Below are 19,366 nucleotides of genomic sequence, written 5' to 3'. Positions count from 1 at the left end.
CGTCAGGAAACTGAGCCTGCGCCAGCCAGGAATTCGCCAGTAACGGCGGCAGCACCAGCCACAGCCTGGCGTTTACTGGCCCGATTTTGCGCCACTAAGGCCGCATCAAAATTGGCATGTCCCTGTTCGCCGCAGCCGTGAGTACGCAACACCATTTGGTTCTGCGCAAACTCAAGCATACGTTCGCTGGCTTCCGCCGTGGCACGGTGAACGGCTTCGTCCGCGGCGCGCCCCAGCCTGCCCGCCCACCAGTAAACCAGCGCCACCAGTGGAAAAATCACCAGCGCGATCAGCGCGATACGCCAGTCGAAGAAAAAGGTCATCGCCACCACCACCAGCGGCGTCAAGGTAGCGCGCATTAACGGACTTAATTGATGGGCGGGCAGTCCGAGGATCTCCATCACCCCCTGACTGAGCAACACGCCAAGCTGGCTGGTATTGGCGGGAGTGAACCAGCCCAGCGGCAGTGTCACCACATGGTCGCCAATACGGTGACGCAAGGTATTCAGTAGCGCGATGGCCACCTTGAAGCCGCCCAACGAGGCAACGTAGTTAAGATACCAGGCGAGCAACGTACCCAGCGTCAGAGGCAATAACCACCATGTCGCCCGGGTGATATCATCCTGCAATAGCGCCTGGACGATTGGCACGACCATCGCAAAAGCGATCCCCTGCACCAGGCAGAAAAGCACCATCAGAATCAGGTAACGTCGCAGAACCCTGGCGTTATCTTTGCCCAGCAGCGACGAGAGACGGGTCAGCAGCATACCTCCTCCTTTGATGGTGAGAACTGCGCCTGCCACAGACGCGCGTATTCCCCCTTGTTAGCCAGCAGCTGGCTATGCGTTCCCTGTTCCGCAATACGTCCCTGCGCCAGCACCACGATATTATCGGCGTTAACCACCGTCGCGAGGCGGTGAGCCACCACCAGCAGCGAGCGGTTACCCTGTTGAGAAATGAGCCGGGAGAGCGTGTCCTGAATGGCAGCTTCTGATTCGGCATCAGCCTGTGCCGTGGCTTCATCCAGCACCAGCAGCTGCGGCTCCTTGAGTAGCGCTCTGGCAATACTCAGGCGCTGCGCTTCCCCGCCCGACAGGCGGGCATCTTCGCCATAGACCGACTGATAGCCGCGCGGCAATTGCAGAATGCGTTGATGGATATTGGCTGCCTGCGCCGCGGCAATCACTTGCCGATCGGTTGCCTGCGGATGACCCAGGGCAATGTTGTCTCTGATGCTGAGTCGCAGCAGTCGTACCTCCTGAAAGACACAGCCAATCTGGCGATAGAGATGGTCGGTCGCGATATTGGCCAGATCGACACCCCCCAGCATAATCCGCCCAGCGTCGGGTTCGGCAAAGCGCAGGAGTAACTTCGCCAGCGTTGATTTGCCCGCCCCGGATGCGCCAACCAGCGCCGTTACCGTACCGGGTTCCAGCCTCAGCGATATGTCATGCAGAATCTGGCGATCGGGCCCGTAGCTGAAGCTGACGCGATCAAAACGCACCTGGTTGCCCGCATTGAGCATCACCCGCTCCGGCTCCTTTTGTTGCGGGATCGCCAGTAACCCGGCCAGGCGAGCAAAAGCCCCCTTCGCCATCTGCAGCGACTGTGCGCTGCTGCTTAACGTGCCGATTGGCACCGAGATCCCCAGCCCCAGCACCGCAAACGGCAGGAGTTGCCAGATATCCATCCAGCCGAAATGAATAAAGGTGACGCCGCCAACCAGCACCAACAGCAATAAGGTGATCGGCGCTATAATCACCCCTGAGAGACTTTCCGGTTTGATCAGCGGACGCACCCAGTCGAGAAAGAAATCGCGAAAGCTGTCTACCGCCCGGCGATATGCCTGATGAGCAACGCCATGCTGGCCGAAGGTTTTCACCACCGGAATGCCCTGGACAAACTCCACCACCGAGCGATTGACCTGCTCCAGCTCCTGGCCGTATTCCGCCATTTTGGCCTGACTGGCACGCATAATCTGGCGATAGAGCAGAAAAAAGAACGGTAGCGGAATCAAGGTAATCAACGTCATCCGCCAATCGATGAACAGCAGGTAGCCGTAGACGCACAGAAGAGTGGCGGCGGCGTTTGCCAGATTGAGATAGGAGTGCGCCACCAGATGATGAATGGCGGTCACGTCATCCTGCATACCCTGCTTAATTCTGCCGCTGCTGTTGGCGCTGAACCAGCCGAGCGGCGCGTGAGCCATACGACGCGCTAACTGGCGGCGTAGCCACAAGGAGAACGCATTGTCAGCGAGGTGCGTCGTGAGATCGGCCAGCCCCCGCAACGCCAATCCTCCGCCCAGGCAGAAAGCGGATATTTTCACGATATGCCAGGCCAGGGCCGCGCGATCGGCCTGCGCGCTCATCAGCACCCGCGCCAGTTCGGTCAGACCAATCAGCGGGGCCAGCACCAGCGCCGATGAACCCACCTGAAGTAGCACCGCCAGCGCAATCCAGCCGCGAACCGGTCGTAATAGCCCGACCTGCTGAGGTTCAGTCTCGCATGTTGAAGTCATCACAAATCTCCTTGTCAAACACCGCGCCTGAATCAGCATCATCGCTGCTAAGATGCAGACCTGCGGTGCAAATCTGTCTGGCTGCCGGTAAATCATGGGTAATAAAAAGCACTGCCACGCCCTGCGTCAGTAGCTGACTGAGCAGTTGTAGAATCGTGCCGGTGCTGAGCACATCCAGCGCCGAGGTCACTTCATCGCAGATAAGCACGCTGGGCTGACCGGCCAGCGCCCGCGCCAGCGCAACGCGCTGCTGTTCGCCGCCGGAGAGCTCTCGCGGCAGGCGGCGGGCGTAATCGCCGGGCAGTCCGACCTGACGCAGCAGCGCGGCCACGCTGCCCGAATGAGGTAACCGGTAACGATCGAGCGCCTGCTGTAGCTGTTGTCCAACGCTGCGTAACGGGTGCAGAGAATGGGCCGGGTCCTGAGGCACCAGCGCGATGGCGCGCTGCTGTTCGCGAGAGCGCCGGCGCACATCGCTCGCCAGCGGTCGATCGCCAAGGGTGATAGTGCCCTGATGGGGTGGATTTAAACCCGCCAGCGATCGCGCAAGGGTACTTTTACCAATGCCCGATGGCCCGGTGACCGCAAGGCACTGCCCCGGATGCAGCGCGAAACTCAGCTCTGGCAACGCAGTCTGTCGGGAAGGGCCAGGATGCCAGCGCGAAACCCGCAACAGCGGCGTTTCCTCAGCGATTATCGGTTGTGACAACGTAACAGGAGACAACCACGCGCGCAGCAGCGAACTTTTGGGGGCGGTAAAAAGCTGCCGGGTGTCGCCATATTCCAGCTGCTGCCCGTTATGCAGTACCAGCATCCGCTGCGCTATCTCCGCCACGGCGTTGAGTTGATGACCGATCAGCAACAGGGCAAAGCGATATTGCCGCTGTAACTGACGCAGTTCCGCTATCATCTGCTCGCGATGTCGGCGATCTAATCCGGCGAAGGGCTCATCGAGAATAAGTAGCTGCGGGCGCTTCAATAACACCCGAGCGAGGGCGACCCGACGACGCTGCCCGCCGGAAAGCTGGTGGGGGAAACGTTGCAGGAAAACGTTATCCTGCGGCAATCCGAGTGAAGCCAGTACCTCGCTAATGGCGTTGGCGTCACCATGATGAAATTCATTAAGCTGACGCCGCACCGACATACCTGGCGTCAGCTCCTGTGCCGGGTCCTGGCCGAGCCAGGCGGTATGCCTGAATCTGAGCTGCCGGAGCTGGCGAGACGTCGCCTGCAATACCTCGCACCCGCAGCAAATAATCTGCCCGCCGGCGTGGCGCTGCCCGGAGATCAGGTCACCCAGCAGCGCGCGCCCAAGGGTGCTTTTCCCTGCCCCGCTGCTGCCAATCAGCGCCAGCGAACCACCCGCGGCCAGCTCAAAGTTAATGTCCTGCAACACCGCATCACCCTGCGGGTTGCGGATCGTCAGGCCGGAAACCTGCACCACCCAACGCATCAGCCCTTGCTCCAGCGGTCAGTCTGCCAACTTATCGCCACCGCCACCAGCGCGATACCAAGCGCAGGTAACAGCGCCGCCCAAGGATTGAGCATCAGTCCGGGCAACCCGTCGCGCACCATTGACGCCCAGTCGATCCCGCCGGGAGTGGCGATACCGAGAAAACTGGCCGAGGCGAGCAGGTAAATCGCCGCGACTAAACGGGTTGTCCCATCTGCCAGGATACCGGGAATAATCACCGGCAGAACTTCGCGCCATAACAGCAGCGGCAGCGCATCGCCTGCCGCACGCGCGACCTCGACATAGCCGGTATCGAGGACGGGATCCGCCAGCGAACGTACGTAGCGCAGGGTAAAAGGGATATTGAGTAACGTAATCCCGATCAACAGCGCGACCTGCCCGTTGCCAAAGGCATAGATCACCCCAATCAGTACCAGCAGCGGGGGCATGTACAGTAGCGGGTCCAGTAACACCACCAGCCTTCTGCCGCGATCGGGCAAAGCAACCAGCAGCAGCGCACACAGGCTGCCTAAAAATGAGGAGCACAATGCGCACAACAGGGGGAACAGCAGAATATTGCGACCACCGCTCAACAGCCGGCTCAAGACATCCCGCCCCAGGCCATCGCTGCCCAGCCACAGTGTTTCATCCGGCAGTTGCCAGGCCAGACCGAGGCTACGCTGTGGGTTATAGGGGGCCAGCCACGGACTACAGATAATCAGGGCAATCATCAATAAAGCGACGATTCTCACGAGCGCCTCCGCCAGGGATCGAGCCAGACCGCCAGGATATCCGCCGCGAACCAACACAGGGCGGTAATCAGCGCCAGCAGCATCGCCACCCCCTGAAGCAAAATGGCATCACGGGTATTCAGCGCCGTCAGCAGCAGCTCGCCGAGGCCGGGAAAGCCAAATACGCGTTCCACCACCACGGCGCCGCCAATCAGGTAGGGTAAACTGGCGGCAAATAACTGGGCCAGCGGCCCCGCGGCCTGAGGCAGCAAATGGCGGGCCACCAGCGTCAGCCCGCGCACGCCGTTAAGGCGGGCGCTAAGAATGTTGGGTGCGGCAGTCAGCCTTATCAACGAGGCGCGTATCATACGCAGCAAATAACAGCCGCCGATCAGTGCCAGAGTCAACGCGGGGAGAACCAGAATCGACCACTGGTCGCTGATATTGCCGGAAGCCGGCAGCAGGGATACCGCCGGGAACCACCCCGTCCCAACCGCCAACAGCAGGATCATCAGCGTGGCAACAATAAATTCCGGGGTGCTTAATCCACTCATCGCGATGAATGACAGCAGCCGGTCCTGCCAGCGATCGCGATGCATCGCCGCCAGTACGCCGCCGGTACCTCCCAGCAGCAGCATCCCGCAGGCGGCCAGCAGCGCCAGCAGCCCGCTCCGCCGTGCGGCGGGCGCGATAATATCGGCTACCGGTTGTTGGCTGGTCAAAGAGATGCCGGGATTGCCGCGCAGAATACCGCTCAGCCACTGCCAGTACCTTGTGGCGACGGGCCGATCGAGACCGAACTGATGCCGTAGCGTCTGCAACGCCTGCGGGGTGGCGCGTTCGCCCAATGCCTGCACGGCGGCATCTCCGGGCGCCAGCGCCAGGGTGAAGAAGATCAACATGCTCGCCAGCCACAGCAGCAGCAGAGTGCTGAGCAGACGCCAGAGGACAAATCTGGCCATCATTGGCCGGCCGCCATCCGGGCGCTGCGGAACAGAGGGATCCCCTGGTTGAGCTCAACGCCCTGCAAAGCCGTCACCGCCGCCGAAAGCTGATCGCGATACCCCCAGAGCAAATACGGCCCCTGTTGCCACAACTGTTGTTGTAACTGGTCGAGCTGCTGCTGTTGGCGCTGCGGATCGAGCGTTTTACGCGCCTGCTCAACCCCTGCCGCAAAATCGTCCGGATACCACCCGCCATAGTTATAGGGGTTGTCATCACCGAACAGCATCGGGATCGCCGCCAGGAAGGGGCGATTTAACGCATACATCGATAACATCTGCGCCTGATGGAGACGTGAAATATCCCCCAGATAATCAGCCGCAGCCACCGTCTCAACCCTGAGGATAATGCCCACGTCGGCCAACTGCTGGCGTAATAGTTCTGCCGCGTCGTTCAGCCCTGGGGTCAGATCGGCGGTCAGCAAAGTCAGCTGCGTGATCCCTTTTTTGCGCAGCAGCGCCTGCGCTTCGGCAGCATCGGTCTGGCGCTGAGGGAGTCTGGTTGTCAAAACCACTGAGCCCCTGGCCGAAAACGTCATTCCCGCGATAGCCATAGCCGCCGAGGACCACATCAAGCAACTGCTGACGGTTCACCAGCGTTTTCAGCGCCTGCCGGACCTCAACGTCATCAAACGGTTTTACCCTGGTATTCATGGCAAAGTAATAGCCGCTGGCATTCGTCACGCCGCTGCGGATGATTTGCCAGCCCTGGCGTCCGTCTACGCTGCGGGCGCTGCTGACCGGAATATCAAAGGCATAGTCTGCCGCACCGCTCAGCAGGGCGTTCACCCGCGCCGTGGCATCGGCCAGCGGGCGAATTTCAATGCGATCAAACCACGCCGCAGGATGCCATGCATAAGGGTTGCGGCTGAGCAGCGCCCCGTTCTGCGCATTGAAGGAGGTGACCTGATAGGAGCCGCTGCATACCGGGATCGCCGCATCTCCCCGCCCCTGTTTCCATACCATGCTGGCGGCGGTCAGAATGGTGGTGACCAGATCGGCACGTGGCCGGGTAAGAACCAGTTCCAGCGCTTCGGCATTAACAACATGGCTGGCCTGCATATCGACATCGCTGAAGAATCCGGCAAAACCGGGAGAGGTGGCCAGAAAGCGCAGGCTTGCCAGAGCATCATCCGCGGTCAGCGGCGATCCATCGGAAAAGCGCACCCCGGAACGCAGTGAGACGGTCCAGCGCGTGGCATCCTGATTGGGGGTAATGGCGCGACTCAACTGATAGTCGGGGCTGCCCTGTTTATCCGCCACCAGCACATCGCAGACATTGCCGGTCACCACCCAGGGGTAATAGGTTTGCGCGCGCCCGTAATCGAGCGTTTCGCTCTGGCTGCCCAACATCACCACCCGGAGAGTACGCTCAGCGGCAGCCTGCGCGGCGGGCAGAGCCATTGTCACACCCAGGAACAACCACCCTGGCAGGCGTAATTTCATCATATTTGCATCCGGGAAAACTGAATGACGCGCCCGGGTACCTGGCCGGGCGCAGTGGGTAATCAGAATTTTATTTGCGTGCCGACGCCCAACACACGTCCATGTCCAACGCTGACCGCCTCACTGCCTGGGCCGTAGTACAGACCAATATACTGTGGACGTTCATCCGTCAGGTTTTGACCAAAGACATAGACATCGAAGGAGGAGAACTCCAGACCCACTTTGGCGTTGTAGAGTTGGTAGGCATCAAGCTTGAAGTGGCTGCCGACATCCGCTTCACGACTGCCGACATACTGATGCTGCGCCAGGGCGAAGATATTGGCTTCCGGTAGCCCCAGCCAGGAGGCGGAATCGTAGTATTGCAGCGTCAGGTTGGTGTTGAATTTCGGTACCGCCGGTACCCGGTTGCCATCGCGTGCGCCAGATGACGCCGCGACATCATCCGAAACATTGCGTAATTCCGTATGGGTGTAACCCGCCCCGCCGCTGACCTTCCAGTGCTCTGCCAGCTGCAGCGAGCCTTCCAGCTCCACGCCATAGTTACGGGTATCCATCGGCTTCGGCACGAAGGTGAATGACGCGGAATCCAGCGCGAACAGGTTTTCATCTTTTACGCTGTTATAGAACAACGAGGCGTTCAGTTCGGCACGCCCGTCCAGGAAACGGTTTTTGCTGCCGATCTCGTAGCTCCAGGAGGAGGAATCCTTATAAGGCTCATCCTTCAAGCCGCTGGGTGCGTTGTTGGTAAAATTGGGGAAACCGCCGCTTTTCGCGCCGCGTGCGACGCTGGTATAGATCGTCGAGTCATCGGTGAGGTCATAACTCAGCGCCGCGCGGCCTGTCACCATGTCGTAATTCAGCACCCCACTTTGGTTGAAGGAGGCCACCGTCCCGGGGAAACCGTTGGAACGATACAGCGATTCATAGCTTTTACGGTCGTGGGTGTAGCGACCGCCTAACGTCCCTTTCAGTTTCTCGGAGCCAAACAGCGGTACCGTCACCTCGCCAAAAGCGGCATAGCTGTCGGTGGTGTAATCCCCGTTACGCGTACCGTTGGTGGAAGCAAAGAACGCGGAATCATATTTGGTGGTCAGCTTGTAGCTGTCATGCAGATAGTTGATGCCGCCGACCCAGACAATATCCGCGTTATCGAGGCTACTCAGGCGCAGCTCCTGATACAGGCTATTCTGGCTTTCGTCATAAGTACTCCAGTCGGTGGCTGGAATAAACGCCGACGTCGGCATACCGAACACTTTGCTATAGGTCAGCGCCTCGGAGTTATTGGTCAGGTTTTTAAAATCGTAATGGTTCACCGCGGATACGGAGGTAAACTGCATCCGATCAAGTTGACGGCTGGCGGTTAATGACAGACCGGAAATCTCGCGATCGACCCAGCCTTTAGGATCCAGCTCTACAGTGGGGAAATTCGGGCCATTTTTGAGAATGAAGTTTGACGGCGTGTTGTTGTCCCGCTCGTAGTTGCCGGTCAGCACGAAGCGGGTACGATCGTCGGGAGTGAAGACCAGCGAACCGCGAAACACCCCGGTTTCCACCTTGCCCAGCTTGCCGCCCGGCGCATTGTTATCCACATCGGCGCCCAGGTTGGAATAGGCGGCGGAGAAGCGCCCGCCCAGGCGGTCCTCAATCAGTGGCCCGGAAACCATCAGTTGGCCCACGTTCTCGGATTCGCTGTTCAGGCCCGCTTCCGCACGCAATGTGCCTTCAAAGGTATCGCCAGGCTGGCGCGTGGTGATGTTAATAGCCCCCGCCTGAGCGTTGCGTCCAAACACCGTGCCCTGCGGGCCGCGCAGGACTTCAATCCGTTCAACATCCAGGAAACGCAGATCCGCACCGAAGGCCGGTTGCGGCACGCCATCGATATAGGTCACGACCGACGTATCATCAAAGCCGAGCGGCTGGGCCATCGGCCCGACCCCACGGATCGACATATACGTTGAGCGCATATCCCCCAGCGAGCTGAAGCTGATGTTTGGCACGTCACGGATTAAGTGCTCCACATCATCAATACGGCGATCGCCCAGCGTCTGGCGATCGAACAACGTCATGCTGACCGGGACTTTCAACGGATCCTCTTTCACCTTACGGGCCGTCACCACCAGGGTTTCTTCTTTTTTGCTATCGGTGGTTTGTTCCGCGGTAAACGCCGGAGCTGAAATCGCCAGACCGCACAGCAGGCAGAGCGGTTTGATGGTGATTGTCAGATTTTGTTTTAAGCAAAGCTGGTGTGAACTGGTGCGCATGACCATCCCCATGGTGCTGAAACAGAAACAAAAAAATCGTTTTATATCCGTCACAATTATATGGGGGGCTCATACGACGCCCTAGTTAACTCAGCTATGAGCAAAGCCAAATGAGTTATGTTTTCAGCCAGTCAGAGGCTGAGAGAGTCGCGCGGGGGCATACCAAATTTGCGCCGATAGGCCGTCGAGAAGTTACTGGGGTGCTGATAACCCACATAGTAGGCCGCCTGTTTTACCGTCCACCCTTCCGATTCTAATCCCTGACGGGCGCGGGTCAGGCGCTGGTCGCGCAGGAAGGCAAAAACCGACTGCCCCATGACCGCCTGGAACTTACTTTTCAGCGCGCTGACGCTGATGCCAACATCGCGCGCCAGGTCGCACAGGCAATGGTTGCAGTCCAGTTCGGTGACCAGCCTATCCCGCACTTTCAGCATCCGCGCCACATCGCGTTGCGGCGCCATCGCCCCCACCTGAGGTAAATCCGGATTCGCAGCGCGCAGCGCCTGGGCCATCAGATCCAGTACGCAGCTATGGGTCTGTAGCCGACCAATCACGCCGTTATCGCCAAAGCCAAACAGCTCATTGGCCCGATCGATGGTGTACTGCGGGACGATTAGGCTGAAGACATGGTTACGCTGCAAAATACGTTCGACCTGATCCGCCAGCTCTTTATCGCTGATACGATCGGGGGCCGCCTGAATCACCAGGCTGCGGCAGTGATGTCCGCGCGGATTGCGGCACCACAGGCGCATACGATCTTTGGTGGCAATCACCTTCGCCATGCCCCTTTCTGCCGGCAGCGGGCTGCCGTCATCCAGGTGATAATTGGGTTCATCGCCGCCGAGGGTCAGTAAAATCGTCAAACAATGATGAAGCGTGCCGCTGCGATGGTCGTCGCCGTTGGCGGTTAGCTCATTGAGACAGAGATTGACGCCATAGGGCAGTGTGACCGTTTTGATGGTCCCTGCAAACTCGCCAGACTGACGAACCGAACTGTTGGTATTTGCCAGCTCGTAGTCATAGCCCCATTGCTGCGCCATATCGGTTAACTGCTGCAGAGAATGTAACTGGTGAGTGGATTGCATAAAAAACCCTCTTTTGTAAGCACCCGACTGGCGAAGGCGCCAGGTGCTTAGTTCCCGAAACGAAACTCAGGGAATCATCATACTGGGGTTTATAAATATGTAAATAATAATCATTATCAATTAATGATGCATTCCTGACCCTCTGCCCATACGAAAATGAATGGGCTGCCGCATATCAAAAATGGAGAGTAACTGGAACCGCCGTTGAGGGCTAACCGCAGGAACTCGGGGGCAAGATAGCGGACGGCTAATTACGCCCCCTCCTCGGGAAAACGCGCTTTATAGAGGGCGCTCAGCCAGTCGATAAATACCCTGACCCGCGGCGAGAGCTGGCGGTGCTGCGGGTACAGCGCGGAAAGCGACATCCCCGGGCTTTGCCAGGCGCCAAGCACCTCCACCAGCCGCCCGTCTTCCAGCGCATCCGCGACGTGATAGCGGGGAAGCTGTACCAGCCCCGCGCCGCGCAGCGCGCAAATAACGTAGTTTTCCGCATCGTTTACCGTCATCCAGCCTTTGAGCTGATAGCCCTGCACTTTACCGTTTACGATAAGCTCCAGCGGATAGTTCGTTCCCCGGCTGGTAGAGAAAAAATTCACGCACTGGTGGGACTGCAAATCGTTGGGCGAACGCGGCGTGCCGTGCCGGCGCAGATATTCCGGACTGGCGCAGATAACCTGCGGCATGGTGACCAGATAGCGCGCAATCAGCGATGAATCATGCAGTTTCCCCGCACGAACGGCGCAATCAATCCCCTCGCGCACCAGATCGACCAGCCGATCGCCGCTGCTGATAACCAGCTCGATATCCGGATAGCGGGCGTGGAACTCGTCAATACGCGGCAGAACAATCCGCGTCGCGTGAGCGCCGTGCAGGTCAATGCGCAAAATACCGCGCGGCCGCGCGACGGAGTGGCGTAGAGAAGACTCGGCGTCATCGAGTTCAGAAAGAATATGCACGCAGCGTTCGTAGAAAGCCTTACCGTCCAGCGAGGTTCGCACGTGGCGGGTTGTCCGCTCCAGCAGCCGGCACTCCAGCTTTTTCTCCAGCACTTTTATCGCATTGCTGGCGGTGGCTCTGGGGATCCCCAGCCTGTCCGCCGCGAGGCTGAAGCTTTCCAGCTCGACGATGCGGGTGAAGAGCAGCAAAGTATCGAACTTATCCATCTGAAACCTCTCACGCGACCTATTATTAATGTTAATGGAATTATCATATCAAAATATCCCCATTTATATCTCATAAGAAAACATTAATATCTCTATCAACCCGTGCCAACACGGATAAACAATCAGCCTCCGGAGAACACCATGAGCAAAACCAATCAAACAGCCCTTGTTACCGGCGCATCCCGCGGTATCGGTCGCGCCATCGCCGAGCGCCTGGCGCAGGAGGGTTTTACCGTCATCGTTAACTACGCCGGGAACGCGAGCGCCGCCGACGAGGCCGTACAAAGCATTATTGCCAACGGGGGCAACGCCGTTGCCATACAAGCCGATGTCGCCAGCGAAGATGACGTAAGCCGCCTGTTCAGCGCAGCTAAGGCCGTGACCGGTCAGTTGGACGTGGTGGTGCACAGCGCCGGGATCATGCCGATGGCAAAAATCACCCCGGATGGCCTGGCCGATTTTGACAAGGTCATTCACACCAACCTGCGCGGCGCCTTCCTCGTGCTGGCAAACGCGGCACAAGCGGTGAGTGACGGGGGACGCATTATTGCGCTCTCTACCAGCGTGATCGCCAAATCCTTCCCGGCCTACGGTCCGTACATCGCCTCCAAGGCGGGCGTGGAAGGCCTGGTGCACGTGCTGGCGAATGAACTGCGCGGCCGTAACATCACCGTTAACGCGGTGGCTCCGGGACCGACCGGCACCGATCTGTTTTTCAATGGCAAAAGCGAGGAGCAAATCAGCGCCATCGCCAAACTGGCGCCGCTGGAGCGTATCGGCGCGCCGGAAGAGATCGCCGGCGCGGTTGCCGCGCTGGCCGGCCCGGACGGCAGCTGGATCAACTCTCAGGTGATCCGCGTTAACGGCGGCTTCGCTTAATTTCGATATTTGCTTTTAACATTGCCCGGGCGGCATCGCCGCCCGCTATTCTGGAGCACATCATGCAACAGGTCATTCTGATTACCGGCGCTTCCAGCGGCTTCGGCGCGCTGGCCGCCCGCGCTTTCGCCCGTTCCGGACACATTGTCTACGCCAGCATGCGCGACACCGCCGGACGCAACGCGCCGCAGGTGCAAAACGCGCTGGATTACGCCAGGCAGCACGGCGTCGATTTACGCACCGTCGAGCTGGACGTCCAGTCCCAGGAGTCCGCCGACGCGGCGATTGCGCAAATTATCGCCAGCCAGGGTCGTCTGGATGTGGTGGTGCATAACGCGGGGCATATGGCCTACGGGCCGACGGAAGCGTTTCTGCCGGAACAGTTCGCCCAGCTTTACGACATCAACGTGCTGGGCACGCAGCGGGTCAACCGGGCCGCCCTGCCGCAGCTGCGTCAACAGGGCCAGGGTCTGCTGCTGTGGGTTGGCAGCAGCAGCACCCGCGGCGGCACGCCGCCGTATCTGGCCCCCTACTTTGCGGCCAAAGCGGCGATGGACGCGGTCGCCGTCAGCTACGCTGCGGAACTGGCGCGCTGGGGAATCGAGACCTCGATTATTGTGCCCGGCGCGTTTACCACCGGCACCAACCACTTCCTGCATTCCGGCAAACCGGCCGACGCCGAGCGCGAACGCGAATATACCGACGCCGGGCCAACCGCCGGTTTGGGTGAGGAGGCGCTGAAAGGGCTGGCCGCCTGCGAGCCGGAGGATGCAAACGTCGCCGACGTCGCCGCCGCCATGGTCGATATCGTCAATATGCCCTTCGGGAAACGCCCGTTCCGGCTGCATGTCGATCCGTCGGACGATGGCGCCGTGGTTGTCAATGCGGTCGCCGATCGCATCCGCAAAGAGTTTTTACAGCGCATCGGATTAGGGGATTTATTAGCTCCCCATCGCCGGGCGTAAGATCCGCCGCCGGCCGGCAATTACGGTCGGCTGCCGGGCCTGCGGCTGAGGAAAAATTGCCTATGCGCACCCTGCTATTTCTGCTCAGCGGCCTGCTGCTGGCGGGCCTGTTTCGCCTGCTGACGCGGCTGTCCATGCCGTCTCATCCACCGGCCTCAGGCCGGCTTCCGCTGCTGTTTACCCTACTGTGGTTCGGTCTGGCGTCAGCCAATATGGCTTTCGGTATCATCCGGGCGGGCTATAGCTTTGCTGAAGAGCTGCCGATTTTCCTGCTGATCTTTGCGCCTCCGGTCGCACTCATCTTCTGGCCTGCCGGCAAATAACCCACGAGCGCCTACATTCAAACCGCCTCGCATTCTGCTTAACGCCTCTTCCGCGGCTCGCCGGTAATTTTCCATAATCCGCTTTCATCCTTGATGAGCTGGCTGTCGTTACATAAATCAATGGTCCTCCGATAGCGCTCAAGCAGCGTACCCGGCACCATGCTCTGCACGCTTAAAGAGAGAATGATCGAGATAATCGCCGGTCGCCACCACCAGGCCTTTACCGCCGCCGGAGCTGACCGTGGTCCCGGAAAACAGCAGGATCGGCCTGTAGCAGGACTCGACGGGGGAGTATTGTAAATCGCTGTTCCAGGGGCTGTTAATCTCCCTGATACTCAGCTGGTTCTCAGTCTCAGCAGGATGCTTATCCGCAACGGCATCGTGCTGGTGGAAGAGATTGAACAGCAGAAGCAGGAAAAAGCGCAGCTTCAGGCGATTATCTATGCCGCAACCTCGCGCTTACGCCCTATACTGCTCACGGCCTTCACCACCGTGCTCGGCCTGGCGCCGCTGCTGCTGGACGTATTTTTCCAGAGTATGGCGGTTGTTATCATGTTTGGGCTGGGTTTTGCGACCATTTTGACGCTACTGGTTCTTCCGGTTATTTACGCCTGTTTCCACCCTAAGGATATGCAGCAAGCACAATGAACAGCACCGGGTTAAATATTATCAAAACGCTGGGATGCATGACGGCGGTAACGTTCTTTACCATCTATAACACCTGGGATCTATATGATTACGATTATCACTGGATCCTCGGCTTTCTGACGTTTATCTCGACCATCGCCACTCCGCTCTTTTTTGTGGTGGCGGGCTATCTCGACGCCCAGTCCCGGCACAGCGCGCGCTGGCAGATGGGCAAAATTAAAAGCGTGGCGATCGTCTTTCTTTTCTGGATGACGATTTACTATCTCTGGGAGCCCTACCAGCGCGGCTATCTTATTCAGCCGTGGTTTGTCTTCGCCTTTATTGTGATTTATACCTTCCACCCGCTGATCGAGTGGCTAAGCCAGCGCAGAAGGCTCTTTTTTGGCGTAGTGTTTGTGCTGCTGCTTTTCTCCTACGGTTACGATCTGCTGGCGGCCCTCCATCCCGACGTTCAAGCGCTGAGCCTGGCGCCGCAGTATCGCCTGTGGACCTGGCTGTTGTTCTATTTAACCGGCCAGCTGTTTAACGATCCGCTGGTTGCGGGCTGGCTTACCCGCGATAAAGTGGTCAAAGCCGCGATGGCGGCCATACCTTTTATTTATCTTTTCACCTGGTTTTACGAGCGCCATTTCTTTTTCGCCCTGTTTAAGGCCGACAGAAATGCGTTCCTGCTCACCGGTTCGCAAATTTATATTCTGGTGGTGGCGCTGGTTATTGCGGCCAACGGCGTCCGCTTTCGTAAAAACAGCGAGTTTAAAGAGAGTATTCTGGCGGCGATCAGCAAAACGATGACCGGGGTCTATATCCTCCACTACTCCATTTTTCATCTTCTGAGCGCCCTTATCCCGATCGCTTCGATGAGCACAAAATTAATGCTGATTGCCCTGACGTTTGTCGCCTCGGTGCTGATTTCGATGCTGGCGCTATCCAACCCGGTCGCCAAAAAAGTGATCACCCTTTAAAGCACCAACGCCCGGCCTGGCGCCGGGCTTAAAAACCATAGCGCAGCCAGGCAAACAGAACGTTGCCGTTATTGTAGGTGCCGGGAATATAGGTGAACTGCACGCTAAGCCGCCGATAGCTCGCGGAAAATAGCGGCAGGATAATCGGTAGCGGCACGTAGTTGGCGAAATCATCGCGGGCGGTGATCCCGGCGGTCACGCCGAGGCCAAGGCGGAAATCGCGGGAGCTATCCAGATACCAGCCCTTCTCCCAGCCGTAGCCGACGATCGGCTGCCACTCGTTGTGCGAGTCCTTAAACATCATGGCGTACAGCGAGCTCCAGTCGCCGTCATCATGATAGCGGGAGAGGCCGAAGCCGCCGCCCCATGGCATCTCGTTGTAGTTATCCGTTTTCTCTTTATCGTAGGTTAAGCGGTTGTGCCAGCTGAGAAACGGCAGATACAGGTCGTAGTTTTGCGGCTGATTCCAGGTTTGCGAAACATCATTTTTTAGCCAGTCCCACCAGCCGCTGATGCGCTGCTCGCCGTAAACGCCTTCTTCCGCCCGCGCCGCCGAGGCGAAAATAATCAGGGCTCCCCACACTATCTGCCGACAACGTTGCATAGGCTTTTCCTTAAAGATAATTTCCGCCGGGTATTTTCATTCCGGGAATAATAAACGCGCTTCACGGATGTCGTGGCGGCATTTCACCGGTAATACGCGCACCTTATGAACAGTATATATAACAACCGCCAGGGCGACGGCCAATCGCGGCAAATCGTATCATTTGCCGGCAGCGAGGATTATCATGATGCTAGTAAGTATCCTCCGGCAGAGCCGGAGGCTTTAGGGTGAGCGCCTCAAAGGCGCCGACAAACCATGAGCCGCCCAGGGCGGCTGCTATACGTTCAGTTTCATTTGATCGTATCGTTCGTCTTCTCTCTCCTGGTTGCGTATGTACGCCCTGACCGTGGCTTCATCCAAACCAACGGTTGAAACGAAATAACCTCGAGCCCAGAAAACTTCACCGGTGAAGTTTTTACCTCTGCCGAAGTGTCGTGCTATCGCTATCGCACTTTTTCCCTTCAGATAGCCGACTACTGTCGATACCGAGTACTTTGGCGGTATGCTGATGCACATGTGGACATGATCGCGCATCAGATGCCCCTCCAGAATCTGACAGCCCTTCTGGCTCGCAAGCTCGTGGAATATTTTTCCCAACTCATGCCGCAGCGCACCATATAACCGCTGCTTCCGGCGTTTAGGGATATAAACCACGTGATATTTACAGTCCCATTTCGTATGGCTTAAGCTCTGATAGTCTCTCATCACGAATCCTCATCTCTTGGCGGAGATTTCAGATTCGCGCGACTGACTTAAAGGTCAAACCTTTCGGAGTCCCCCGGCAAAGCCGGGGGTTTACCGGATTTAATTAATGGTTTTGCAGGCGGTGCTCGAAAATAAATGGATGTCATAAGCATTATTATGTCGGCGGGGAAATCCTCGGTTAACGTCGCGCTTTATACCCTGCTACCGATTATGGTAGTGATGCTGATCATCATGAAGTATCTGGAAGTGCGCGGGGTGCTCGATGTTATCGTCCGCTGGGTCGCGCCGCTGCTCAAGCCGTTTGGCTTAACCGGGATGAGCGCTTTTGCCCTGATTCAGATGAATTTCGTCAGCTTTGCCGCCCCGCTGGCGACCCTGTCGATTATGGATAAGCGCGGCGTCTCGGACCGGCAGATGGCCGCGACCCTGGCAATGGTCTTTGCGATGGGTCAAGGCAACGTCTTCTACCCCCTCGCCCCCTTCGGCCTGCACTGGATGGCCTCGATAATCATTTCGATTGTCGGCGGCCTGTGCGCGGCCGCGGCAACGTGGTATTTCACCGGCCGCCGGCTATCAACCGTCGAAAACGCCCGCGCGGAGGCGCTTCCCAACGCGGAGCAAAATAGCCAGGGGATTATTTCCGTTATCAACGGCGCCGGCTCCGATGCGATTCGTCTTGCTCTCGGCGCCGTGCCGATGCTGATTCTGTCGCTCACCATCGTCGGGCTGGTGCAGGCCGCCGGGCTGATTGATATGCTCCAGCGCCTGCTGATGCCGCTGCTGCTGTGGCTGCATATCCCGGAGAACTTCGTCCTGCCGGCGCTGGTTAAATGCGTGGCCGGCGGCACGGCCTACTTTGGCGTCATCTCTGAACTACTCCAGCAGGGCAAGGTTACCGCCAGCCAGATTAACGCCTCGGCCGGGCTGCTGATTCAGACCTTCGATCTTCCGGGAATCGGCATTTTTCTCGGCGTCAGCTCGCGGTTTGTGCGTCTGTTCCGCTTTGTCGCGCCTGGCGCCATGGTTGGAATCGCGGTTCGCACCCTGATGCACGTCTCGCTATTTTGAGCCCCCGGTCGGCTGCAGGCAGGCCCGCACGTCAGGCTGGAAGCCGCAGCCAATGCGCTGGTCAATGCGATCCATCATAAACGGGAAGAACGGGTTGGAGGTCACGCGCATCAGCGTATCCAGCCCGACGCTCAGAGTTGAGGTCTCGCCGCGAAGCGAAATAGTACCGATGCTAATACCGTAACGGTTCTTCTCCGTCGGCTCGCGGCCGTACAGGGAGTCGTTCAGCGGGAACGGCACCGCCACGTGCGAGAGCGAATACATATCCTGCGGCCACGCCAGGTTCAGCGGCGTCACCCGCTCCTCTTTTTCTCCCGCCGGCGTGGTACGGGCCACCGTCTCATAGGTCGTGGGCGAGGCGTTGGTAATCACCGTGGTGCTGTAGCGGCGCGGCGCCGGCGGCAGCAGCGCGCTGACCGCGGAGTAGAGCGCCGGTCGAAACAGCGCCCGCAGGTTCGCGGCCTGGTTGATATCAAAAATCACCAGCTCGCTGCCGTTTTCCGGCAGGTAGCGATACAGCGACTCCACCACCGCCCGGGTGCTCACCGTGGAGTCCATCACCGACTGGAAGGTCAGCACCGGCGGCAGCGCCGCAAGCCGACGGCTGCGGGAGGCCTGGACAATTTGCTCCTGCAGCGTCTGGGTTAACAGCCACGACTGGCGGGCCGCCTTCACCGGAAACGAGTTGTACTTATAAGGATTAAACTCGGGCACCACGTTCAGCCATGCCGCCCGGGCAAAGGCCGGGAACACCGCCGGCAGCCCCGTCAGCCCGGCAAAGCGGGCAAAGGCGGTCACCCCGATCATCGGCGACAGCAGGACGATCTGCTGCGGCTCGGGCAACGTGCCATCGTCCAGCGCGTCGAGCGCATACTTCAGCGCCAGCGCGCCGCCGTTGGAGTAGCCGATAACGTGCAGCGGCGCGTTCGGTCCGCCCAGCCGCGTCGTCGCCATCCACGCCTGCCAGTCAACGGCGGTCAGCGATCCCGGCGCGGTGCCGTGTCCCGGCAGCCTCGGCACCACCGCCACGAACCCCTGCTGCTGATAGGCTTTAGCCAAATAGCGCACGCTGTAGGGCGAGTCCGTCAGCCCATGAAGCAGCACCGCGGCGCCGCGCGGCTTTCCCTCCGGCAGCAGTACGAAAGAGCGGTTCCAGTTAGGCTGAAACTTCTCCGGGTAGACCTCGCTTTGCGCATAAAAGCGGTTGAGCGGCGTTTTTTCGTCATCAGGAAGCGCATCGCTCAGCTGGGTTTTCATCTCCTGAAAAATAGCCCCTTCCCGCGCCAGATATCCGGCGAAGGTCGTGCGGTCAATCTCAGCCGCCGACATTTCATCAGCGGACCACGTGTGCCACCCATGCAGCGCCGGTCCGCGCTGGGTTTCGTAAATACGTCCGGCAAAAAAAACGCCAATCACGATAAGCAGGCCCACGGCGATTTTTTTCGCCAGCGAGGCGACTTTTAAGCCAGCTTTATTCAGGTGTCGGGTAAAGCGCATCATTGCCATATCACTGTCCATTTTTCTTTGCCGTACATAACGATCGTTCGCGCA

The 19,366-nt window shown here is 58.8% G+C and carries 18 protein-coding genes and 2 pseudogenes; 6 read left to right on the top strand and 14 right to left on the bottom strand.

What is annotated here, in order from left to right; genetic code table 11:
• Positions 1 to 2 precede the first annotated feature (2 nt).
• The 10 genes from ABOC21_RS08710 to ABOC21_RS08665 form a co-directional block, all read right to left on the bottom strand.
• Positions 3 to 767, bottom strand: a complete 765-nt coding sequence (locus ABOC21_RS08710) for an ABC transporter transmembrane domain-containing protein (RefSeq protein WP_426814274.1) — start codon at positions 765 to 767, stop codon at positions 3 to 5.
• Entirely contained in the window at positions 758 to 2,521 is a 1,764-nt protein-coding gene (locus tag ABOC21_RS08705) for an ABC transporter ATP-binding protein (protein ID WP_426814273.1), read from the bottom strand. The genes ABOC21_RS08710 and ABOC21_RS08705 overlap by 10 nt, the downstream gene beginning before the upstream one ends.
• Positions 2,499 to 3,974, bottom strand: coding sequence for an ABC transporter ATP-binding protein (locus tag ABOC21_RS08700; RefSeq protein ID WP_426814272.1), 1,476 nt, complete (start codon positions 3,972 to 3,974; stop codon positions 2,499 to 2,501). Before ABOC21_RS08700 ends, ABOC21_RS08705 begins: the two co-directional genes overlap by 23 nt.
• On the bottom strand, positions 3,974 to 4,726 hold the full coding sequence (locus ABOC21_RS08695) for an ABC transporter permease (RefSeq protein ID WP_426814271.1): 753 nt from the start codon (positions 4,724 to 4,726) through the stop codon (positions 3,974 to 3,976). Before ABOC21_RS08695 ends, ABOC21_RS08700 begins: the two co-directional genes overlap by 1 nt.
• Positions 4,723 to 5,670, bottom strand: coding sequence for an ABC transporter permease (locus tag ABOC21_RS08690; protein ID WP_426814270.1), 948 nt, complete (start codon positions 5,668 to 5,670; stop codon positions 4,723 to 4,725). Before ABOC21_RS08690 ends, ABOC21_RS08695 begins: the two co-directional genes overlap by 4 nt.
• Complete coding sequence (locus ABOC21_RS08685) at positions 5,667 to 6,035, bottom strand: hypothetical protein (RefSeq protein ID WP_426814269.1); 369 nt, start codon at positions 6,033 to 6,035, stop codon at positions 5,667 to 5,669. The genes ABOC21_RS08690 and ABOC21_RS08685 overlap by 4 nt, the downstream gene beginning before the upstream one ends.
• A gap of 4 nt (positions 6,036 to 6,039) precedes the next feature.
• Positions 6,040 to 7,155, bottom strand: coding sequence for an ABC transporter substrate-binding protein (locus tag ABOC21_RS08680; RefSeq protein ID WP_426814268.1), 1,116 nt, complete (start codon positions 7,153 to 7,155; stop codon positions 6,040 to 6,042).
• A gap of 59 nt (positions 7,156 to 7,214) precedes the next feature.
• The gene (locus ABOC21_RS08675) at positions 7,215 to 9,413 is read right to left on the bottom strand and encodes a TonB-dependent receptor (protein WP_426814267.1); all 2,199 of its coding nucleotides are present in this window, start codon (positions 9,411 to 9,413) and stop codon (positions 7,215 to 7,217) included.
• A 131-nt stretch (positions 9,414 to 9,544) separates the two neighbouring features.
• On the bottom strand, positions 9,545 to 10,498 hold the full coding sequence (locus tag ABOC21_RS08670) for a helix-turn-helix transcriptional regulator (protein WP_426814266.1): 954 nt from the start codon (positions 10,496 to 10,498) through the stop codon (positions 9,545 to 9,547).
• A gap of 251 nt (positions 10,499 to 10,749) precedes the next feature.
• The gene (locus tag ABOC21_RS08665; RefSeq protein WP_426814265.1) at positions 10,750 to 11,661 is read right to left on the bottom strand and encodes a LysR substrate-binding domain-containing protein; all 912 of its coding nucleotides are present in this window, start codon (positions 11,659 to 11,661) and stop codon (positions 10,750 to 10,752) included.
• Between the two features lie 141 nt (positions 11,662 to 11,802).
• Here ABOC21_RS08665 and ABOC21_RS08660 point away from each other — a divergent pair, with 141 nt between their 5' ends.
• From ABOC21_RS08660 to ABOC21_RS08650, 3 genes are all read left to right on the top strand, one after another.
• Positions 11,803 to 12,540: an SDR family oxidoreductase gene (locus ABOC21_RS08660; protein ID WP_159235672.1), complete on the top strand. Its 738-nt coding sequence runs from the start codon at positions 11,803 to 11,805 to the stop codon at positions 12,538 to 12,540.
• Positions 12,541 to 12,602: 62 nt separating this feature from the next.
• Entirely contained in the window at positions 12,603 to 13,505 is a 903-nt protein-coding gene (locus ABOC21_RS08655) for an SDR family NAD(P)-dependent oxidoreductase (RefSeq protein ID WP_426814264.1), read from the top strand.
• A 62-nt stretch (positions 13,506 to 13,567) separates the two neighbouring features.
• On the top strand, positions 13,568 to 13,828 hold the full coding sequence (locus tag ABOC21_RS08650) for a hypothetical protein (protein WP_426814263.1): 261 nt from the start codon (positions 13,568 to 13,570) through the stop codon (positions 13,826 to 13,828).
• A 53-nt stretch (positions 13,829 to 13,881) separates the two neighbouring features.
• On the opposite strand, the pseudogene ABOC21_RS08645 reads toward ABOC21_RS08650, so the two are convergent.
• Positions 13,882 to 13,992, bottom strand: a pseudogene (locus ABOC21_RS08645) (hypothetical protein); the annotation flags it as partial.
• Positions 13,993 to 14,170: 178 nt separating this feature from the next.
• Here ABOC21_RS08645 and ABOC21_RS08640 point away from each other — a divergent pair.
• Both ABOC21_RS08640 and ABOC21_RS08635 read left to right on the top strand, forming a co-directional pair.
• Positions 14,171 to 14,476 (top strand): annotated as a pseudogene (locus ABOC21_RS08640) (efflux RND transporter permease subunit); the annotation flags it as partial.
• Between the two features lie 38 nt (positions 14,477 to 14,514).
• The gene (locus ABOC21_RS08635) at positions 14,515 to 15,438 is read left to right on the top strand and encodes an acyltransferase (RefSeq protein ID WP_426815445.1); all 924 of its coding nucleotides are present in this window, start codon (positions 14,515 to 14,517) and stop codon (positions 15,436 to 15,438) included.
• Positions 15,439 to 15,466: 28 nt separating this feature from the next.
• Here ABOC21_RS08635 and pagP read toward each other — a convergent pair whose 3' ends face one another.
• Complete coding sequence (gene pagP / locus ABOC21_RS08630) at positions 15,467 to 16,042, bottom strand: lipid IV(A) palmitoyltransferase PagP (RefSeq protein ID WP_426814262.1); 576 nt, start codon at positions 16,040 to 16,042, stop codon at positions 15,467 to 15,469.
• Between the two features lie 276 nt (positions 16,043 to 16,318).
• On the bottom strand, positions 16,319 to 16,747 hold the full coding sequence (gene tnpA, locus ABOC21_RS08625; protein WP_426812394.1) for an IS200/IS605 family transposase: 429 nt from the start codon (positions 16,745 to 16,747) through the stop codon (positions 16,319 to 16,321).
• A gap of 135 nt (positions 16,748 to 16,882) precedes the next feature.
• Here tnpA and ABOC21_RS08620 point away from each other — a divergent pair, with 135 nt between their 5' ends.
• Entirely contained in the window at positions 16,883 to 17,815 is a 933-nt protein-coding gene (locus ABOC21_RS08620; protein WP_426814261.1) for a nucleoside recognition domain-containing protein, read from the top strand.
• Here the strand turns inward: ABOC21_RS08620 and ABOC21_RS08615 are convergent.
• Positions 17,807 to 19,321: an alpha/beta hydrolase gene (locus tag ABOC21_RS08615; RefSeq protein WP_426815444.1), complete on the bottom strand. Its 1,515-nt coding sequence runs from the start codon at positions 19,319 to 19,321 to the stop codon at positions 17,807 to 17,809. The two genes, ABOC21_RS08620 and ABOC21_RS08615, sit on opposite strands and share 9 nt — an antisense overlap.
• Between the last annotated feature and the right edge of the window lie 45 nt (positions 19,322 to 19,366).

This window comes from Klebsiella sp. WOUb02, from assembly GCF_050058015.1.
Taxonomy (GTDB): Bacteria; Pseudomonadota; Gammaproteobacteria; order Enterobacterales; family Enterobacteriaceae; genus Klebsiella.
Note: the sequence above shows the minus strand (reverse complement) of the source record. Positions and strands in the feature narration are given on the sequence as shown.

Coding starts and splice junctions, on each gene's coding strand:
- ABOC21_RS08710 (WP_426814274.1), bottom strand. CDS start 767: ATGCTGCTGACCCGTCTCTCGTCGCTGCTGGGCAAAGATAACGCCAGG.
- ABOC21_RS08705 (WP_426814273.1), bottom strand. CDS start 2,521: ATGACTTCAACATGCGAGACTGAACCTCAGCAGGTCGGGCTATTACGA.
- ABOC21_RS08700 (WP_426814272.1), bottom strand. CDS start 3,974: ATGCGTTGGGTGGTGCAGGTTTCCGGCCTGACGATCCGCAACCCGCAG.
- ABOC21_RS08690 (WP_426814270.1), bottom strand. CDS start 5,670: ATGATGGCCAGATTTGTCCTCTGGCGTCTGCTCAGCACTCTGCTGCTG.
- ABOC21_RS08680 (WP_426814268.1), bottom strand. CDS start 7,155: ATGATGAAATTACGCCTGCCAGGGTGGTTGTTCCTGGGTGTGACAATG.
- ABOC21_RS08675 (WP_426814267.1), bottom strand. CDS start 9,413: ATGCGCACCAGTTCACACCAGCTTTGCTTAAAACAAAATCTGACAATC.
- ABOC21_RS08670 (WP_426814266.1), bottom strand. CDS start 10,498: ATGCAATCCACTCACCAGTTACATTCTCTGCAGCAGTTAACCGATATG.
- ABOC21_RS08665 (WP_426814265.1), bottom strand. CDS start 11,661: ATGGATAAGTTCGATACTTTGCTGCTCTTCACCCGCATCGTCGAGCTG.
- ABOC21_RS08660 (WP_159235672.1), top strand. CDS start 11,803: ATGAGCAAAACCAATCAAACAGCCCTTGTTACCGGCGCATCCCGCGGT.
- ABOC21_RS08655 (WP_426814264.1), top strand. CDS start 12,603: ATGCAACAGGTCATTCTGATTACCGGCGCTTCCAGCGGCTTCGGCGCG.
- ABOC21_RS08650 (WP_426814263.1), top strand. CDS start 13,568: ATGCGCACCCTGCTATTTCTGCTCAGCGGCCTGCTGCTGGCGGGCCTG.
- ABOC21_RS08635 (WP_426815445.1), top strand. CDS start 14,515: ATGACGGCGGTAACGTTCTTTACCATCTATAACACCTGGGATCTATAT.
- pagP (WP_426814262.1), bottom strand. CDS start 16,042: ATGCAACGTTGTCGGCAGATAGTGTGGGGAGCCCTGATTATTTTCGCC.
- tnpA (WP_426812394.1), bottom strand. CDS start 16,747: ATGAGAGACTATCAGAGCTTAAGCCATACGAAATGGGACTGTAAATAT.
- ABOC21_RS08620 (WP_426814261.1), top strand. CDS start 16,883: ATGGATGTCATAAGCATTATTATGTCGGCGGGGAAATCCTCGGTTAAC.
- ABOC21_RS08615 (WP_426815444.1), bottom strand. CDS start 19,321: ATGGCAATGATGCGCTTTACCCGACACCTGAATAAAGCTGGCTTAAAA.